The organism is Pseudonocardia sp. (genome assembly GCF_029263155.1).
In the GTDB taxonomy this organism is placed as follows: Bacteria; Actinomycetota; Actinomycetes; order Mycobacteriales; family Pseudonocardiaceae; genus Pseudonocardia.
Map to the genome: position 1 here is coordinate 1 of NZ_JAJCYB010000034.1, position 17,867 is coordinate 17,867.

General features: G+C 72.5%; 9 protein-coding genes. All 9 read right to left on the reverse strand.

The genetic code is table 11. From position 1 onward, the window contains the following. Nucleotides 1-12: 12 nt before the first annotated feature. Complete coding sequence (locus Q1K26_RS05995; RefSeq protein WP_300008252.1) at nucleotides 13-327, reverse strand: hypothetical protein; 315 nt, start codon at nucleotides 325-327, stop codon at nucleotides 13-15. Between the two features lie 475 nt (nucleotides 328-802). Then, nucleotides 803-1,537, reverse strand: a complete 735-nt coding sequence (gene drmC, locus Q1K26_RS06000) for a DISARM system phospholipase D-like protein DrmC (RefSeq protein WP_300008253.1) — start codon at nucleotides 1,535-1,537, stop codon at nucleotides 803-805. Further along, nucleotides 1,534-3,390: a DUF1998 domain-containing protein gene (locus Q1K26_RS06005; protein ID WP_300008254.1), complete on the reverse strand. Its 1,857-nt coding sequence runs from the start codon at nucleotides 3,388-3,390 to the stop codon at nucleotides 1,534-1,536. Before Q1K26_RS06005 ends, drmC begins: the two co-directional genes overlap by 4 nt. Continuing rightward, complete coding sequence (gene drmA / locus Q1K26_RS06010) at nucleotides 3,387-6,953, reverse strand: DISARM system helicase DrmA (RefSeq protein ID WP_300008256.1); 3,567 nt, start codon at nucleotides 6,951-6,953, stop codon at nucleotides 3,387-3,389. The genes Q1K26_RS06005 and drmA overlap by 4 nt, the downstream gene beginning before the upstream one ends. Before the next feature lie 88 nt (nucleotides 6,954-7,041). After that, nucleotides 7,042-7,371: a hypothetical protein gene (locus tag Q1K26_RS06015; RefSeq protein ID WP_300008258.1), complete on the reverse strand. Its 330-nt coding sequence runs from the start codon at nucleotides 7,369-7,371 to the stop codon at nucleotides 7,042-7,044. Next, nucleotides 7,368-9,824 (reverse strand): AAA family ATPase, encoded by a 2,457-nt coding sequence (locus tag Q1K26_RS06020; RefSeq protein WP_300008260.1) that lies wholly within the window; start codon nucleotides 9,822-9,824, stop codon nucleotides 7,368-7,370. Before Q1K26_RS06020 ends, Q1K26_RS06015 begins: the two co-directional genes overlap by 4 nt. Next, nucleotides 9,821-13,864 (reverse strand): type IIL restriction-modification enzyme MmeI, encoded by a 4,044-nt coding sequence (locus tag Q1K26_RS06025; protein WP_300008261.1) that lies wholly within the window; start codon nucleotides 13,862-13,864, stop codon nucleotides 9,821-9,823. The genes Q1K26_RS06020 and Q1K26_RS06025 overlap by 4 nt, the downstream gene beginning before the upstream one ends. Further along, on the reverse strand, nucleotides 13,864-16,986 hold the full coding sequence (drmD, locus tag Q1K26_RS06030; RefSeq protein WP_300008263.1) for a DISARM system SNF2-like helicase DrmD: 3,123 nt from the start codon (nucleotides 16,984-16,986) through the stop codon (nucleotides 13,864-13,866). Before drmD ends, Q1K26_RS06025 begins: the two co-directional genes overlap by 1 nt. 252 nt (nucleotides 16,987-17,238) lie before the next feature. Further along, nucleotides 17,239-17,535 carry a hypothetical protein gene (locus Q1K26_RS06035; RefSeq protein ID WP_300008265.1) on the reverse strand — a complete coding sequence of 99 codons (297 nt, stop codon included), beginning with the start codon at nucleotides 17,533-17,535 and terminating at the stop codon, nucleotides 17,239-17,241. Nucleotides 17,536-17,867 lie beyond the last annotated feature (332 nt).

Genomic DNA, 17,867 nt, shown 5'->3' on the forward strand with positions numbered 1-17,867 from the left:
GGGCGCCACTGATCAAATCGGCAGGTCAAGGGGCCGGTGACAGCGGCCCGAGACAAGCCACTCCGAGGACATACTGACCAGCCGACCTGCGGTTTCGCCGCCCGCCTGATGCAATTCCTGAGAGTTGATGTAGATCAGCACAGTGCCGAGGGTGACACCCAACTGCTGCTCCGCCGTACCGACGTGGGCGAGATCGAGCCGGACCGGGACGAGTCCGGCGGCGCGGACGGTCAAGTTCGTGACGACCGACGAGCTGGTGATCATCCGCGTTTGCGCGGTCGGGCTCGCCTGCTCGACGGTGCGGCTGCGGTCGATACGTGCGGGCATGGTGGGCCTCCCGGCGTCAATGGGCCTGTCGGCCCGTCCCTTGGGGTGGCGGGGCGCTGTGTTCCCCGCCGCCGTAAGGCGTCCCAACACGGCCTGCGAGGCTCGCGCTCAAGGGCGGCCGAAGGCCGTCACGAAGTGACGCGAGCGCAGCGAGCGCCCTTGAACGTGAGTCAGGCCGTGTTAAGCCACAGGGCCGACAGGCCCCCGCCGAAGGCGGTCGATCAGCACTTTCCTGGCCGTGCGGCCTTGAGCACGAAGCCATCCGGGGTCCCGTCCGGCGGCCCGCGGCGATACCGCACCCGGGCGCCCACTGGTCGGCGGTCCGGCATCCTCTCGCTGTCGTGATTCAGGACGCGGAACTGGGCATGATCTGAGGTTCGCGGAGCCGTGGTTGACCGGGCTTCCGCGGTGCTCGGGATGATGGATGGGCCCTGTGTCGAGATGGCGTCGGCTGCGCCCACGGGCACGGGGTGGTTCAGGTGGAAAGCGCGGTGAGGACACCCCGGTTGAACAGGCGTTCAACATGCTCGCGCACCTCCGCCGGAACCGGGCCTCCGGTCACAAGCAGCCCGCATTCCAGGTTGTGACCCAGCGCAGCACCGGTGATGTTGGCACTGCCGACCAGCGCGATGTCGGAGTCGATCACCAGGATCTTTGCGTGCAAGGAAGCTCCGGCCGGCCGCTCCTCTCGCGGCCAATGCAGCCGGATCGCGTCGATGCCGGGAAAGGCAGTGCCTGCGCCGGTGAACCGCGGATTATCCGTCGCTCGTTCGACGAGCAACGTGATCGTGACGGCGCGGGCGGCTGCCCGCCGCAGCGCGGCGGCGACGGTCGGCTCCGTGTGGACGGCATAGCCGACGAGCAGCACGTTAGTAACGGCGCGGTCGATCAGGTCCACGACTACGGCCGAGGTCAACCTGCCAGCAGCCGCGCCGCTGTCCGGGCCGGTCCACACCACGTCGATCCGGCCCGTCGCGGCGCGCGGTTCCAGGTGGCCGAGGAGCGCACCGGCGAGGAACTGCCGGTCGGCGTCGGAGAGTCGTTGATCGACGACGCGGCGGTAGGCGGCCCGCACGGCGGCACCTGCCGCGGCAGCGGCGACCTGGCGGAGTGCCCCCGGACCGGAACGGAGGGCCTCGGCCAGACGGCGCACGTCCCGGGCCGGGAGGTCACGGCCCAGGACCGCGGCGAGGTCGATCAGCGGGGTCACGGCAAGAACGCGAGCCCGTCTCCGGTGAGGTCGACGAGCACAGCCCGGTCGAGCCACCGGTTGTTGGCTTCGCAGCTGGTCTCCGATGCGAACAGGCACGCGTGGCAGGACGCGGCGTGCAGCGTCTCCGATGGGTCCTGCGGCACGTGCTCGGCGCACAAGGGATCCGAGGAGCACCGCCGCGCGTCGTCGAACGCTTGGTCCAGCAGCCGGGTCAGGTGTTGGGGTTCGCCGAGTGCGACGAGCCCGCCGAGCGTTCCCTCGCTGTCACTGGCCGCGGTGGACAGCAGGATGCCGCTGGCCGGGTCGGCTGGTGTGCCGACGTAGAGCCTTTCCCGGATGCTGGACGAACCGTAGCCGCACTCCAGGGCGACCTGTCGGATCAGCAGGTGGCTCAACGTATGCAGCAGGAGGTAGCGGGCCACCGGAAACGCCTGGTCGACGGGCCGGGCGCGGTTCGTCGACCACCGCGCGAAGGCATGTCGCAGTGCGGCAATGCGGGGGTGGTCGGTGACGGCGTCGGACCAGTCGCGGACCCGCTGTTCGGGCAGCTCGAGGAAGATCCCTTCCCCGCGCTGCTCGAACGCCGGCACCCACGTCGGTGCGGCCCGGCTCAGGCTCAGCCGGTTGCGGGGCGCGAGCTCGCGTCGGTCCGGGGCCGACAGCCGGGTGAACCCGAGCAGGGCCTGCACCTCGCGTAGGCGGCTGACCAGCACGACCTGCTCGATCAGGTGCTCGTACCCGGTGGGCCCGACTGTGGGGACGGCACGAAAGTCGTCGTCCTCGCGATCGGTGGTCGGGTGCGACAGCAGGCGCCACTCCGCCGCCAGCAGGTCCGAGTCGACCTCCTCGGCGTCGGGCCCGCCCTGGGCGCGGACCTTCTCGACGACGGCCCAGATCTCCTCGCCGGGGACGGTGCGCAGCCCGCGCAGCACGTCCATCCCGTCAATGACCGTCTGCACGACCGTCGCGTTGGGCAACTGCCCGAGGAGCTCCCAGTGCGCTCCCACGATGTCGGCGGTGGTCTGCCCCTGCGGAAGGTGCAGCGCGCTGGCGGTGACGCCGAACCACAGGTTGGACGCCCCCAACACCATCAGCTTGAGCGGCCGTCCGCAGGTCTCGAACCGCTGCAGGTGCGGATGGCGTCCGCGACACGCCGGGAGGTTCTCCCAGCCGTCACGGCCTGCGGCGTCGGCGACGTTGCGGGAGGCCTGGCATTCCAGGCAGCGCACGTTGACCCGCGGGCCCAGGGTGCTTGCGCTGTCGCGCATCGTCAGCTTGGGGCCGGGGCAGGGCTGCTCCCGGCCGTGGTGCACGAAGTCGACATAGGGAAAGTCGTCGACATGCCCGGCCTCGCAGGCCACTAGGAACCGGGCGGGAAGGCAGGCACGTTTGCGCACGTCGCGGACCTGGGTCTGCTGCTGGCAGGTCGCGTGCACCCACTTGGCGAGGTCGGGGCGCCGGCCGCTGCGATGGACGAGCTCGAACTGACCGGGCGGGTCGAGCGGGCCGAGTCGGAAGCAGCGCGGGCAGCGCAGCCACCGAGGGAACGGGGAAACTGGAACCCCGGTGCGGGTCCACGGGTCATCGGAGTCCTGCGGGTCCCACGGTGCCGTACGCAGCGCCTTCACCTGCGGCCCCAGCGCCTGGCGCACCTTCTCCAGCAACCGCGGCTCGTCAACCACTTCGGCGCGTTCGAGCCCCCAGGTGTCGGTGCCGCGAACGACGACGCTCATCCCCGGCAGGTCGACGACCGAACCGACGCCGCCGGTCGTGACCAAGTGGCTGGGGCGGGCGCCCCCGATTCGCGAGGGCTGGCCCTTGACAGACGTCGTGCGCGGTACAGCGGTCATGAGGGCGACTCCGGACGGCGATCGTAGGTCCAAGGCGGGGCGTCGTCGGCGCTGAAGTCGCGGCGGTCCAGCTGCAGGAGGACCTCGGGTTCGACCTCACGCAGGCTCATCGGCACTGTCCAGCGTTCCCAGGTGCCCTCGTCGGCCTTCTTCAGTAGCCCCGTGACGTCGGCCGCTCGCTCGTAGCCGAGCAGCCCGGTGGGGAGATGGGACCGCAGGTGGTGCCACTCGTCGAGGCGGTGCTGCACCTGCTTGCGTACCCGCTCCGCCTGCGCCGGGTCGTGGGTGACCCGTTCTGCGCGGTCCGAGAACAGCTCGAGGAGTGCGGCCGCCGCCCCGCCGCCCAGTGGGACCGCCCCGGCGGCCGTGTTCGGCTGCGCCGAGGTCTCCCGCTGCCGGACTGCCGCGGTCAGCACACCGCTGAGCCCCCGGTCGAGGGCGCGGTCGCTGAACGGCGTGGTGGTCAGGCCCTCGACCCGCATCCCGAAGGTCGCGTGGTCGTAGGCGAAGCTCTCGTAGTGGGCGAGGTCGCGCGGCCGGCTCCACTGGTAGAGCGTGATCACCAGGCCCGGGCGTTCCCGGTCGCGGCCGACGCGGGAAGTGGCCTGAATGTACTCCGCGGTGCTCTTGGGCTGCCCTGTGACGAGCATCAGACCCAGCCGTTGCACGTCGACGCCGACCTGCAGCATCGAGGTGGCCAGCAGGACGTCGAGGGCCGGCGCGCGGTCGGCCATCTCCGCACGGATCCGCTCCCGGTCGGGACCGCGGAGAGCCTGCAACGCGGCGCTCGTGTCGAACCGCGTGTCGAAGCGCCGTTCGAGGTCGGCGAGCGTGGTGGCGATCCGGCTGCTCGGCATCCGGCTGGTGAGCTCGCTGATCATCGGCCGCCTGCGACGGGTACCGACCGAGAGCGAGCTGAGCCGCTCGGCGATGTCGTCCTCCACGAGCCGGCGCATACCGGCGAGCTCACGGGTGGAGGTGAAGTAGTCGACCAGGGTCATATAGGGGTCGGCCAGGTCGCCGTGTCGGTCGTAGAGGTGCTGCGCGTGTTCGAGGACGGCCGCGGCTACCCGGATCTCGATGGCCTTGAACCGCTCGCCGGTGGCGCAGATCCCGCGGTAGCGCCGGCTCGGCGTCGCGGGCGAGGGCCGTTCGACGGTGGAAAAGAACGTCTCTCCGGCGTCGAGGACCTGCGGCGGGAAGATGGCCAGGCCGCGGGCGAAGACCTGCTCGACCTGGTCGCGGGCTCGGCGCACGGTGGCGGTGGAGGCGACCAGCACCGGACGGACCGTCCGGCCCTGCTCCTCCCGGGAGCACAGGCTGTCGATCGCGGTCTCGTAGAGCCCGACCATGGATCCCAGGGCGTCGGCGATGAGGTGCAGCTCGTCCTGGATGATCAGGTCCGGCGGCCGCAGCCGCATCGCCGGCTGCGGGGTGGTGCGGGGAAGTGCGCCGCTGCGCTGGTGGGTGCCGGTGCACCACGGGGTGTCGGACACCATCCAGCCGTGTCGGGAACAGCGCTGGTCGACCGCGCCGAACAGGGTGCCCGTGGCGGCCTTCCACGGCAGCTGGGCGAACTTGTCGACGGTGCCGATGATCAGCGACGGGGTGTGCCGGTAGATCTCCTCGTCGGTGACGAGCACCGGCAGCCCCTCGTCGGGCGATCGGCGCCGGGTGAACACGCAGTCGCCCTCCGGGTCACTGCAGTACAGCAGCACCCGGCGGCGCTTGTCGTCGGCGACGAGATCCCGGCCCGCCGACAGCCGCGCTCCGCACCACGGGCACGCCGCGAGCTGAAGCGGGCCACCGAGCGAGTCGTCGGTGCCCCGGGTGTCCTCGATGCTGCGGCGGGCCTCGTCAAAGCTGTTGGGAGTGACCGAGCTGCCCACCCAGAGCCCGACCCGGAACGGGGTGGTGCCCCAGCGCCCGTCACCCGACGCGGTGCGTTCGCGCCGCAGCTCCTCGCAGGCGCAGATCAGCGCGGTCGCCCGCTGGAACTGCTGAGCGGTCAGCAGGCGCAGCGTATAGCGCATCAGCACCGCGACGCCGTCGCTGCCGTCCCGGGCCTGCGGCCCGTCCCCGACCACGCCCTGCAACCGGCGCAACGCGAGGGTGAACGCGGTGAGACCGAGGTAGGCCTCGGTCTTGCCGCCGCCGGTGGGGAAGAACAGCAGCTGCGCCTGGCCCTCGGCGTCGCGGTGGGCGTCAGGGTGGGCCGGGTCGGTGAGCCCGGGCAGGCACAGCAGCACGAACGCCAGCTGGAACGGCCGCCAGCTGCGCTGCTGGGGGACGTCGAGCCGACGGAGCAGCTCGTCGAGACCGGCCGCCGGATCGGCGAGCCGACGCCGGGTGACCTCGCTGCGGACGCGCTGCAGCGCCATGGCCTGGTTGGCGAAGCGGAAGGCCTCGCGGGCCAGTGCGTCGCGGCCTAGCAGCTCGACGGCGCGGTCGAGCCGATCGGCGAGGTCGGCTGCGGTGTCGAGCGCGAGCTCGCCGGCCGGTGCGTACCGGGTGATCTCGGGTTCGTCGAGCCGTCGGCGCTGGTCGGTCAGCCAGCGCCGGTAGCCCACGGCGAGCGGACGCAGGGCCCGGACCAGGTCGTCGCGCGCGAGTTCGGGGCTGCCGAGGCGGGCCATGTCGAGGATCAGCCCCGGCATCGCGGCGGTCGAGCCGGCGACGGTGAGCGGCACGTCCGCGGCCGGGAAGGACGTGGTGCGCAGCCGCCATGCACGGTCCTCGCTGTCGCGGACGTCGGCGTCGACCGCGCACTGCCGTCCGTGGGCGTACTCCCGGTGGCGCCGGTAGAGCAGGGCGAGGTGCAGCCGCTCGCTGTCATGGGCTGCCGGGACGGCGCTGAGCTCGGGGTCGTTGTGCCCGACGAACACGGCCGCGGCACCATCGAGAGCGGTGACGGTAAGGCCGGTCTGATAGGTGCGGTGCAGGTCCGGGTTGCCGTCGCGATGGCCCTGATCGTTGACCAGGGCCAGATCGACGACCCGGACACCGTCGCGCACGCGGGCGGTGACGCGCAGGACGACCCCGTCCTGGTCGGCGTCGACCACGCGCGGCACGGGATCGGGATCGAGCAGGTCGATCTCCACGGCGCCACCGGCCGGGGTGCGGCGCCACACGGTCCGCGGCCGGCCTTGCTCGGTGACCTGGGTGTCGGACTTCGCCGGCGCGTACCGCCCCCAGGAGGCGGTGACGTGCACCCGGTGCACGTCGAGCGGCACCCGGAAAGAGAGCCCGAGCGCGGAGGCGGCCATGGTGCCCGTGCGGGTGACGGAGGTGGTCTCCAAGTCGTCGCCCTGCACCTCCGCGGCGGCGGTGACCTCCCGGTCGGCGAGATCGGGGTCGTCCCGGCCGTCGGCGTGGGCCTCCACCGGCGGGTCGCTGGGTCGTGTGCGGGGTACGAGCCGCCCCACCAGGTACCGCTCCGCAGGCGGCACGCCCGGTGGCAGCTCTTCGGTCGCCCCGTCGCGCGGACCGAGCAGATCGCGTTCGAGGAGATCCTCCAGCGCGGCGCGGACCCCGAAGGAGGTGGTGACGGTCTCGGTGCTCATCGCCGTCGCACCTTACGGGCCGGCCCCGACAGTCCCGAGCTCACCGGATCCCTTCTCCGCGCAGTGGGGTGTCGCGGTCGTCTCCACCTCATGGGACCAGCACCGCTTCGAGGTCGGTCACGATCGTCCGCCACTCCTCGACGGCGACGTCGGTCAGGTCCAGCGAGTTCAGCCGCCCGTGCAGCACGTCCGAGGTTCGGCTGTAGACATGGCTCCCCAGCCCGGCCAGCCGGTGCACCCGCGGTTGCTCGGTGGGGTCGACGAGACCGACCAGGAACAACAGCAGTACCCGCACTCCGGTCGCCCGCGGCCGACGGTCCGGGGTGCACACGCGCACGTATGCCTCCACCGCGGTGTGTTCGAGGCGGATCCGCAGGTCGAGCACCTCCAAACGGCGGCTGGTCGCGTCGGTGGTCACGGCAGCCCGAGGAGGGTCCGGCAGGCCCGCCGCGCGTCGTCGATTTCGGCTGCCGACGGCCCGGGAGCCTTGGCCTTCCCGTGTGCCGCCTGGTTCCAGCCGCTGAGATGGCCGGAGACGATCGCCTCTGCGGCGAGCACCCGCGGGTGCGCCGGGTGCAGCGTCAGAGCGGCGTCGATCCGGTCCTTGGTCGTACCCACCTTGTCGAGGGCGGCCAGGTCGGTGTGCGGGTCGCGAGGGATGCCGACGGCCTCCTGCAGGACGAAGTGGCGCAGGGCGTCGTCGAGCGCCATCCGGCACAGTCCGCGGACGAGGACCGTGGGCGGGGTAGTCGTCGGCCCCGGCCTCGGGGCGCGGGCGAGGGTTGCGGCCGCGTCGTCGAGCAGTACCGCCCACATCGGCGGGCTCGGCTCCTCACGGACTGCTCCGGTCAGGTGGTCGCGGTGCACGCTGCGAGCCGTGTGATGCGGCGAGCGGACGAGGAGGTGCTCGCGCAGACGTTCGTCGTGGGTGAGCACCACGACCCGGCGGTCGGCGGCCAGGGTGTGGATGAGCTGGGCGAGCCGGTCGACGCGGATCTGGTCGAAGGCGTGTACCGGGTCGTCGAGGATGAGGAACCCGAACGGGCCACCGTGCGCGACGGCCAGCAAGGGAGCGAGCAGCAGGGCATTGCGATGGCCGGCGCTGAGCAGGGAGAGCTGCACCGGCTGACCGGTGGCGTCGACGACCTGGACGTCGGCCTTCGTGCCTTGCACCGAGAGGCCGGTGATGTGCAGGCCGACGTCGTCGAGCAGTGCCCGGACTGAGGAGTCGGTCAGCGTCCGCAGGTTGCGAGTGCGCTCGGCGCGCAGGTCGTTCTGCAGGGTGCGGACGCAGTCGGCGGCGGACTTCCAGGCCGCGGCCGCGATCGCCTCGTCGCGGACCTCCCACCACACGCCGAGGAACGGTTCGACGGCGGCGCGGCGGGCGCGGCGCCACTGCCGCTCGCGATCGGTGTGCGCGGCGAGCTCGGTGACCGTCGTGTGCCAGGCGGCCGAGGTCAGGCGGTCGTGAGCGGCGCGGACGGCGGCGCGCACCGCGGGCGTGGCGCGGCGGCCGTCCTCGTCGAGCCGGTGTCGGAGATCCACCCCGGCCGCCAGGACGGGTGCCGCCGCGTCGCGGATCACCGCCGTGCACCAGTCGTGTGTGATCACCTCCTCGATCGAGGTGAGGTCGTCGTCGAGCGCCGCCCGCAGCGCGGCGAGCCGGCGCACGAACGTGGCCGCCTGCTCCGCGGTGGCCGGGGCGGTGCCGATGGTCGCGGCGAGGGCGGCGGCCCAGTCCGTGCCGACCCGCAGGCAGACCGGGCAGGCGTCGCCCGTGTCGTCGAGGTGCTGGGCGGCGCGGTGCAGGTCGGCGAGCGGCGCGGCCAGCCGCGCGGTGACCGAGTTGGGAGCGGGGGCGGCCTCGGCCGTCTCGAGGTCGACCAGCGCGGCCAGGGCCTGGGTCGCGGCGGCGTGCAGCCGGTCGTAATGGGCGGCGGTGATCTCCGGGGCGGCGACGCCAGTCTCGGTGAGGCCGGCTGTGGTGAGCCACGCGTTGGGGTCGTCGGCGACATCAGGCCAGTCGATCGCGGTCGGCGTCGCGTCGGGGTGCGCGCGGTCGACCTGGTCGGTCTGCTGCTCGGCCGTGCTGCGCGCCTGCCCCCACCGCTCCCGGGCCTGTGCCGCCGCGCTCCCGGCGGCGTCGACCCCGGCCTTGAGCTCGTCGAAGCAGCCACCGAAGGCGAGCAGGGGCTCGAGGAACTCCTGCAGGTTCTGCGCGAGCTGCACCTGGCGCTCGACGGCGGCGTAGCCGAACACCGGCCGGTGCCCGGCCAGCGCGGAACGCCACGAGGTCGTGGCCAGGTCCAGGTCGGTCGTGGTGCCGTCGGCGGCGGCGTGCCGGGCGGTCTGGCCGGTGACGCTGCCGTCCGGGCCGATCCGCACGTCTAGGGTCAGGGTCTCCTCGCCCGCGAGGAGCGTGACCTCGACATGGGCCTCGGCTGCGTCGCGGCCGCAGTGCTCGCGATCCCACAGTGGGGCCTTGCCGCCCCGGCCGGTGCTGGTGGGCGCGCGGGGTTCGCCGTGCAGCGCGGTCTCGATCGCGTCGGCGATGCTGGACTTGCCCGACCCATTGCGGCCGATCAGCACCGTCACGCCTGGAACGGGGTCCAGGTCGACGGTGAGCGGCGCCCCGACACCCTGGTAGCCGTCGACCCGGACGCGCAACAGCGTCCACGTGCGCCCGCTGACGAGGTCACCCGCGGTCTCCCGGCCGCCGGCGAGGGCCCGCGCGACCTCCAGGAGGCGGTCCCAGCCGGACCGGCTCGCGTCCGACGTGGCGCGGGAGCGTTTCGTCTCGGCCAGCTCGACGAGATCCTCGAAGGTAAGCAGCCGCAGCGGCTCGGGGGCCGGCGGCAGGGCCCCGGTCACGGCGTGTACCCCGCGCGCCGGTGGTTCTCGGCCAGCAGTAGGTCGAGTAGCGCGAAGCGGGCGGCCGGGCTCACTGTCCACCGCGTTCCGATCTTGGTGCGGTGGTGGCCGATCTCCGGGTCGAGGTCCCAGCCGTGGGCGGCGAGGACGGCGTGGTCGATCTCGGCGTGCAGCTCACGCAGCGCCACCACGGCGGGGTCGCGGTCGGCGGGGTCGTGGACGTGGTTGTAGGTCGTGGTGAGGCCCCAGCCGCGGCCGAGCATCAGCTCCCGGCGCTCGGTGTCCAGCCGCTGCCCGAGCCGCTCCAGGTCGAGGTTCCAGTCCGGGCGGGGGAGGGTGCTGAACACGTCGGATGGTGAGTAGTTGATGTCTCGCCGCGTCGTCGACGTGTAGCGAACCACCCACGTGCTGTGAACGTTCGACGACAGCACGGCGAGGTCGGCGAAGGTGTCGAGGGCGAACACCGCGCACTTGTGCGCGAACACCGGCCCGGTCGGCACCCGCACCGGCAGCACGGCACTGCTTAGCAGCGAGATCGCAAGGACATGATCCAGCTTCCCGATCAACCGGTACAATTCCGGGCGGCTCCTGGTGAACAACCACCAGTTGTCCCGGGTCCGGACCTCCTTGAGTTTGGCCCGCTTCGGCTTTACCAGCCGCTCCGCGATCGCGAAGGCGTCGGGGTACTGCTCCGCCCTCTCCCGCGACCAGTCCCGAAAGTTGATGACCCAACGGCTAGCCGAGCAGTCCGGACGCTGATTGAGGTCTTTGCCGATCACGTACGGAGCGAGCACCTCGGCGTTCCGCGGGTCCTTGTCGATCAAGGCCTGGGCCTGCTCCTGAGTCATGGCGAAGCCCTGCCCGAGGATATTGGAGCCTTGGAAGGCGAGACCGTCGTTCTCCGGCAGCGGCTGCGGCCGGCCGCGGACCTGCCCGACCGGCTCTAGATCGGCTCCGATCTCCGGTACTTCCTCCCCGTCCAGCCAGCGCAGCCCAGCCGCGGACACTGGGCCACGGCTGGCCCACACGTCCACGATCTCCAAGTTGGCGCTGTCGGTGGGCCACGGATGGCTCGAACGGCCGCGCCGAATCTCCGAGCCGCGGCTCACCACCTGAGCGAGGCCGACCGTGAGCGTCTTCCCCTGCACCAGCGTGTTCACCGCGATGTAGCCGAGTTGCCCACGGGTGGAAAGCAGCCGCTCAGCGCGCAGGACGAACCGCGCAGCCAGGTCGGCGCTGCCCTTCACATCGCGCCCGTCCCAGCGCTGCAACCAGTTCAGGTAGTCGGCGCCGAGTCCCTCGCTGAGCTTCTGGCCACCGGAGAACGGCGGGTTGCCGACGATCGCGTCGAAGCCTCGGTCGGCGGCGTCGGCGAACACCTCGGGGAACACCAGCGGCCAGTGCAGCGGTGCGCGGGGCACAACCCCGGCCGGTCGCCCGTCCTGCACCGAGGAGATCTGGTCGGTCAGGGCGGTGGCGTAGTCGGGCGCGGCGTTGCCGACCGTGATGGACAGCGCGGTGAACTTCGCGTCCACGGCCTTCTTCGCCTTCATCCCGGCAGCGGCCAGGCCCACGCCGGTGACGGCGTCGGCGACCGCCGTGAGCTGCGCGGTCTGCTCCCGGGCCTGCTGCAGAAGGCCTGCCTTGACCGCCACGTCGCGGCCGGTCACCACCGGGTGGGCGGTGATCCGCCGTCGGAGGTCGGCGGCGTGGGCCAGGGCGTCGGTCCAGCCGTCGGCGTAGGACAGTTCGGCCGGGCCCCCGTCGGGGTGGGCGTGCAGGGTGGTGAGCTGCTCGACGCTCGCCAGGCCGAGCAGGCTGTCGCCCGCGACGAGGCGGTCGTCGAGGAACCCGAACGGTCGCTCGCGGTCCATCGTGACCAGCCACAGCGACAGCTTCGCCATCTCCACCGCGAGCGGGTTGACGTCAACGCCGTAGAGGCAGTGCTCGGCGACCAGCCGGCGGGCGTCCAGCGCCACCTGCTCCACCTCGGCGTCGGCGGCCAGCCGGGCCTGTGCGCGGTGTCGCACGGCCAGTACCGCCGCCGGGCGGCCCTCGGCCTCCCACGCCTCCACCAGCCGGTCGGCCAGGTAGCGGCACGCGGCGACGAGGAATGCGCCCGACCCCATCGCGATGTCGGCCACCCGCAGGTCGAGCAGCTCGCTGGACGGGCGGATGACCCAGGCGGAGCGGTCGGCCGTCTCCAGCGGGCCCGGCCGGTACACCAGCGGCTCCAGGGTGTTGCCGGCGACGTCCTCGGCCAGCGCGCGCGGCGTGTAGTGGGTGCCGGTGCTGGCCCGCCGCGTGCTGGGGGCGACGAACCGGCGCCCCGGCAGCGTCACCGCCGGCCGGCCGAGCTCGTCCCAGCGCAGCGCCACGGCGTACGGGGCGATCCGCTCGGCCAGCGCCGGATTGCCGGTGGCCCGCAGCAGTGCCGCGCGCCGCTCGGCCTGCAGCGGGCTCTCGAACAGGCGCTCCAGTGCCGCCGCTGACCAGCTCGACCGGGCCGCCACCCACTCGGCCATCGACGGGCCCTCCGGCGCGCCGAGCCGCTCCGTCAGCTCGTCGATGGTGATCTCGGCGGGCTGCTTCACCTTCGGCCACGCGGACGGCCGGGCCAGCGAGAGCGTCGTGACGGTGGCGGTGCGCACCTCCAGCTCGAGGAGGCCCTCGTAGACGTACCCGATCTGCTCGACGTCGAGAGTGCGGAAGGTGAGGCGGCGCCGCTCGCCGTCGATCACGACCTCTTGCACGGCGCGCAGCAGCCGCAGCACGGTGCGGTCGTCCACGGCCGGGGGCCGGACGGTCGTCGCCTCGCCCGCGCGGCGCCCCTCCAGCCACGGGAACCGGTCGGGGTCGAACAGGTTCCCGCCGTACGCGGGCAGCCGCAGGTCCTCATGGGCCACACCACCGTGCACCGCGCGCCCCACCGCCAGCAGCCGGTGCCACGCGCCGGTCCGGCGCTCCAGGATCTGCGGCTCGGTCACCGCGAGCTGGTCACCGAGCCGCCCCACGCTGTAGGCGGCCACGTACACGTCGTCGTCGCTGGGCAGCAGGCGGCGTTCCTCGGCGAAGAGCAGGAACACCAACCGCATCATGAAGGTGACGACGCCGTCGTACAGCTCGTCGTCGGACACCCCGTCCAGGATCCCGCTCTCGGCGTCGAGGCGGTCCAGGGTGCCGATCAGCAGTTCGACGGCGTCGCGGACCTGTCGGCCCAGGGTCACCGTGACGACCTCCTGCGCGCCGAGGCTTTCGACGAACAGGGCGGGCAAGGTGTCGGTCGGGGCCACCGCGAGGAAGCGGGCCCGGGTCAGCAGCGCCACAAACGCCGCGAACGACTCCGGTTCCTCCCCCCACAGGCTCGCGTCGAACACCGCTGCACCGGTTGTGCCGCCCAGCGGCGCCCACACCAGCGCCCACCAGCGTCCGTCGGTGACCAGCCCGACCGGCACGTCCCGGGCGCGCAGGAGCACCGCGAGCCGCTCCACGGGGCTCGCGGTCCATCCCTGGCGGGTGGTGCGGGCCAGCGGGTGCGCACCCCAGTCGGTCACCATGCCGAGCAGCCGCCACGGCCCGCCGGTTCCGTCGCCCGTGTCGCCAGGGTCGTTGCCGTCCTCGCTGTCGGGGTCCTCGTCGTCCGGGTCGGTCTCGTCGTCCGGCTCGGCCGGGTCGTCGTGCCGCTCGGCGTAGAACCCCAGGTCGGGGCGGAGCAGCAGCCCGTGCTCGGCGACCGGTTCGGCCAGCGCCGCAGGCAGTTCGGTGTCGAGCCTCAGATGACCCGCCCAGTCCAGGGCGCGGTGCAGCACGGCGCGCACCGCGGCGTGCCGCGACGCCCCGCCCGAGGAGAGGGCGTCGGTGGTCGCCGCCCGCACGTCGGCCCGGACCGGGCCGGGCACGTCCGGCAGCCCGTTGGGGAACACCCGCTCCACCACCGGCAGGGTCAGGAACGGTCCGGAGGTCTGCACCAGCTCCAGCCACGCGTGCCGGCGCCGCGCAGCCTCGCCCGCGCTGTAGCGGCGCTTGCGCCGGCCCGCCATCACCCCACCTCCGGTTCGGCCAGCACCACGGCGAACGGGAACACCAGCTCGCGGACCTGCCCATAGCGGGCATCGAGCCGATCGAGTTCCTGCTGACGGTTCTCCTCCAGCGCGTCGAGCCGGTCCTGCCAGGACTGCCGGTCGCGCTCGAACTGCACCACCTCCCGGCGGTCGAGGTCGTCGAGGGTGAGCTGTACCGCGCCGGACGCGGCCAGCGCGGCGGTGAGCGTGGCGTGCAGCTGGTCGAACACCGCTGCGGTGTGCGTGCGTGCCCGCTCATGCTGACGCGCCAGGTCCGCCGTGCGCGTCTCCTTCTGCGCGGTGGCCCGCAGCGCCAGGTCCTCCACCAGCCGCGGGGTGAGCTCGGCCCACTGCGCGACCAACCGCTCACGGGTCGCGGCCGCCGCCGGGCGGCAGGCCGCCGGCTCCAGCGCGGCCTCAACCGCTCCGCGCAGCGCGCGGTAGGCCCGCTGCTCCAGGTCCAGCCGCTTGCTGCGGCCCGCCGCGGGCAGCTCGCGGCCAGCCAGCACGATCTCCTCATGCAGGCGCCCGCCGTCGGCTCCCACGATCACCAGCCGGGCCATCACGACCACGACCGGCCCGCGCAGCGCCAGCTCCGGCGGGGCGGCGAAGCGGACGGCGCTGACCCGGTGCAGGTCGGTCCGCCCACCCCACACCGCGCTGCGCAACAGCCGGGTCGCCTGGTCCACCAGCGGGTGCCCGAGATGGCCGAGCACGACGTCGTCGCGGCCACGGGCCACGGCCGGGTCGAACGTCAGCGGCCGCAACTCCCCGGACAGGGGGTCCGCGAGCCCGATCAGCGTGTTCTCCCACCCGGCCCGCAGGTCCGGCGGGGTGATCTCGCCCGGCGCGCCGGCGACCAGCGGTGGCTGCTGGGCGAGCGCCAGCGCGGTGTCGACCACTCGTCGGATGTTGGCCGGGGCGACGTGCAACCGCTCCACAGAGGTGTCGAGCTGGGCGCGCAGTCGCTGCGCCTGGGCCCGCAGGTCCTGCTCGGCGCGCAGCACCGAGGTGGACACCTTCGGGTTGACGGTGAGCGGGTCCACCAGCACCGGGCGGCCCAGCATTCGCGCCTCCACCGCTCCGGCGAGCACCGGGTTGACGCTGCCCAGGTCGCGGCGCTCGGCGGCGACCTTGCGGGCCACCCGAGACAGGAACTCCAGGTCGCCGTCGTAGGAGTCCGGTTGCGCCGACTGCCACCCCGCCCCGACGAAGTGCACGACGTCAACCTCGGTGCGCTGCCCGTAGCGGTCCACACGGCCGATGCGCTGTTCGAGCCGGTTCGGGTTGAACGGGATGTCGTAGTGGATCACCGTGTGGCAGTGGCGCTGCAGGTCGATCCCCTCGCTGGCCGCGTCGGTGGCCAGCAGGATCCGCAGCGGATCGCGGTCCGGCGCGGCCTGAAAGGCGTCCTTAAGGTGGTCGCGCCGAACCGGGTCCATCCCGCCGTGCAGCAGCCCCAGGCGGTCGCCGCCGAGGCCGCGCGCGGCGAGTACACCGGCCAGCCACACCTGGGTGTCGCGGTACTCGGTGAACACGATCACCCGGGTGGAGCTGCCGGGCGGGCTCAGCCGCAGCAGCTCCGCGACCAGCGCGTCGGCCTTGCTGTCCGCCGGCTCCGCATGCCGCTCGGCCCAGGCCGCGAGCTGGTCGAGCAGCGCCGCCTGCGCGGGGTCCGCCACGCCGGTGAGCGTGGCCGCGCGCCGCAAGACGTCCTGCTCGGCCTCCTCCGGATCGGGCTCATCGCCGTAGTCGTCGAGCAGCCAGTCGGGCACCGAGTCGTCGAGAAGGGGTAGTGCGGGCCGGTCGGCGCCCAAGACAGTGGCCCGGTGGGCGGTCAGGGTCCGCGCGAAGGCCGCGGGGGAGGAGAACAGGCGCTTCTTCAGCAGCAGGGTGATCAGGTCGCCGGCGCGGACGGCCGCGGCGCCGGGGGTGCCGCGGCGGGCGGCGGTGTAGGCCGCCAGCAGCGCGTGCCCGGCGCGCTCGTCGTCGGAGTAGGCGACCTCGACGTGGCGGGGGACGCGACCAGGGAACCGACTGGCGCCGTCGGGCAGCAGCAGTTCGTCCTTCAACCGGCGCACCATCACCTGCCCGACGACGCCCGGGTCCGGCTCGACCCCGCGGGCGAATCGCAGCGGGTCGAGCATCTCCAGCAGGGCCTGCCAGGACTCTGCGTAGCCGTTGTGCGGGGTGGCGGATAAGAAGACCCGGTGCTGGCTGTGCTCGCCCAGTCGGCGGACCGCCTGCGTCTGCTGGCTGTCCAGCGCGTAGCGCCGGCCGCTTGCCGGAGCCGCTGGGGCGCAGTGATGCGCTTCGTCGACGACAAGGACGTCCACGAAGCCGGGGTGCTGGTTGTCCGGGGTGAGCACCTCGTCAAGCAGCCGCTGGACGCGGGGGGTGCGCAACCACGGCAGGCTGACGATGACGCGGGGGAACACCGCGAAGGGGTTAGCCTCCAGGCCGTGGCTGCGCCGCAGCGCCTTGAGAGCGGCCGCGTCGAGGACGGTGAACCGCAGCCCGAACTTCTCCAGCAGCTCGTCGCGCCACTTGCCGGTCAGCGGGGCCGGGCACACCACGACCACCCGTCGCGCGCGGTTCCGCAGCAGCATCTCTTGGATGACCAGCCCGGCCTCGATGGTCTTGCCTAGGCCGACGTCGTCGGCGACCAGCAGGTTGACCCGCGGCATGCTCAGCGCCTTCGCTACCGGTTCGAGCTGGTACTCCTCGATCGTGATGCCGGCCCGGAATGGGGCCTGCAACGTCGTGTCGTCGGCGCTGGCGACCGTGCCCCAGCGCACGGCGTCGAGGAAGGCGCCGAGGACGCGCGGGTCGTCCCAGCCATCGGCCGTGACGTCTGGGAGGCGCGTCTCCGGCAGGACTTCCCGGCCGGGCTCGATCTCCCAGACCACGGTTAGCTCGTCGCCAAGGTCTTCGTCGCTGACGCTCGTGAGCGACACCATTGTGCGGCCAGGCACGTCGGCGGCGAGCTCGTCGCGGGGTTGGGTACTGACCCGGCGTCCGCTCACCACCCACTGCTGGCCACGCACCCGGACCAGCTCCCCGATCTCCGGCGCGTCGATCACCGAGCTCCCCCTCGACATTCGCGGAGCGTAGCGAGACCTGTTCCGGCAGCGACCCTTGCCTCACCCGGTCGAGAAGGTTCCCCTCCGCTGAGCACCGGCCAGCAGCGTCTACGTGCGTCGTCCGAGACGAACTCGGTCTCGGGACGGGGAGCACACCCGGCGAGCCGACGAGCCGCAGTATGTGAGCACCTGCCTGCAAGGCTCAGTGATCTTGCGAGAGTCGAGCAAGTGACGATGGCGATCGGTGCACGCCGACTGGCGGCGGCAACATCACCGAAAGCGCGGCAGGCGACGCGACTCTCGCGCGCAGGCGTGACACACGGCGTCGGGCATGGCGCACTCTTCATCCGTGGGAAGCCCGTCCGGCACCGCATAGCAACGTGGCAGCATCGCCAGTACGGTTTCCACCAGTAGATGCGCGTGGCTCGGCGTGATCGCCACGGAGTTGCCCGGCGTGATTGACACGCCGTCGAACTCGTCGTAGGACTGGCGCGCCAACCGCTGCAGCAACTGCGCGAGGTGTGCGGCTGCGCCCTGGGCGTCGGCGTCGGAGCTCTCAGACGGCATGACGGCACGCTACCGTCGGTTCGCGTGGCTGGCCTTCGCCGCGAAACACGTCGCTGGCCGTGTAGTTGCTGGTGGGCCATCCAAACCTAAAGACAGGTTCGGACCCTGCCGGAGCGCGCACTTTACGGACTCACCCTTTGCGCCAACGAGCCGACGGCCCCTCATCGCGGAAGGACGACCATCATCGATCTCAACGCCCCCCTGGTGCTCCACCACGGGACCACTCTCCACGCGGCACGTCGTATCGTCGACGTTGGCTGGCAAGCCTTGGACGTGCCGGCACTCATTGACCGCCTCGCGCATACCCACGGGGTCGACAACGCCGCAGTTCG

Coding starts and splice junctions, on each gene's coding strand:
- Q1K26_RS05995 (WP_300008252.1), bottom strand. CDS start 327: ATGCCCGCACGTATCGACCGCAGCCGCACCGTCGAGCAGGCGAGCCCG.
- Q1K26_RS06005 (WP_300008254.1), bottom strand. CDS start 3,390: ATGACCGCTGTACCGCGCACGACGTCTGTCAAGGGCCAGCCCTCGCGA.
- drmA (WP_300008256.1), bottom strand. CDS start 6,953: ATGAGCACCGAGACCGTCACCACCTCCTTCGGGGTCCGCGCCGCGCTG.
- Q1K26_RS06025 (WP_300008261.1), bottom strand. CDS start 13,864: ATGGCGGGCCGGCGCAAGCGCCGCTACAGCGCGGGCGAGGCTGCGCGG.
- drmD (WP_300008263.1), bottom strand. CDS start 16,986: ATGTCGAGGGGGAGCTCGGTGATCGACGCGCCGGAGATCGGGGAGCTG.
- Q1K26_RS06035 (WP_300008265.1), bottom strand. CDS start 17,535: ATGCCGTCTGAGAGCTCCGACGCCGACGCCCAGGGCGCAGCCGCACAC.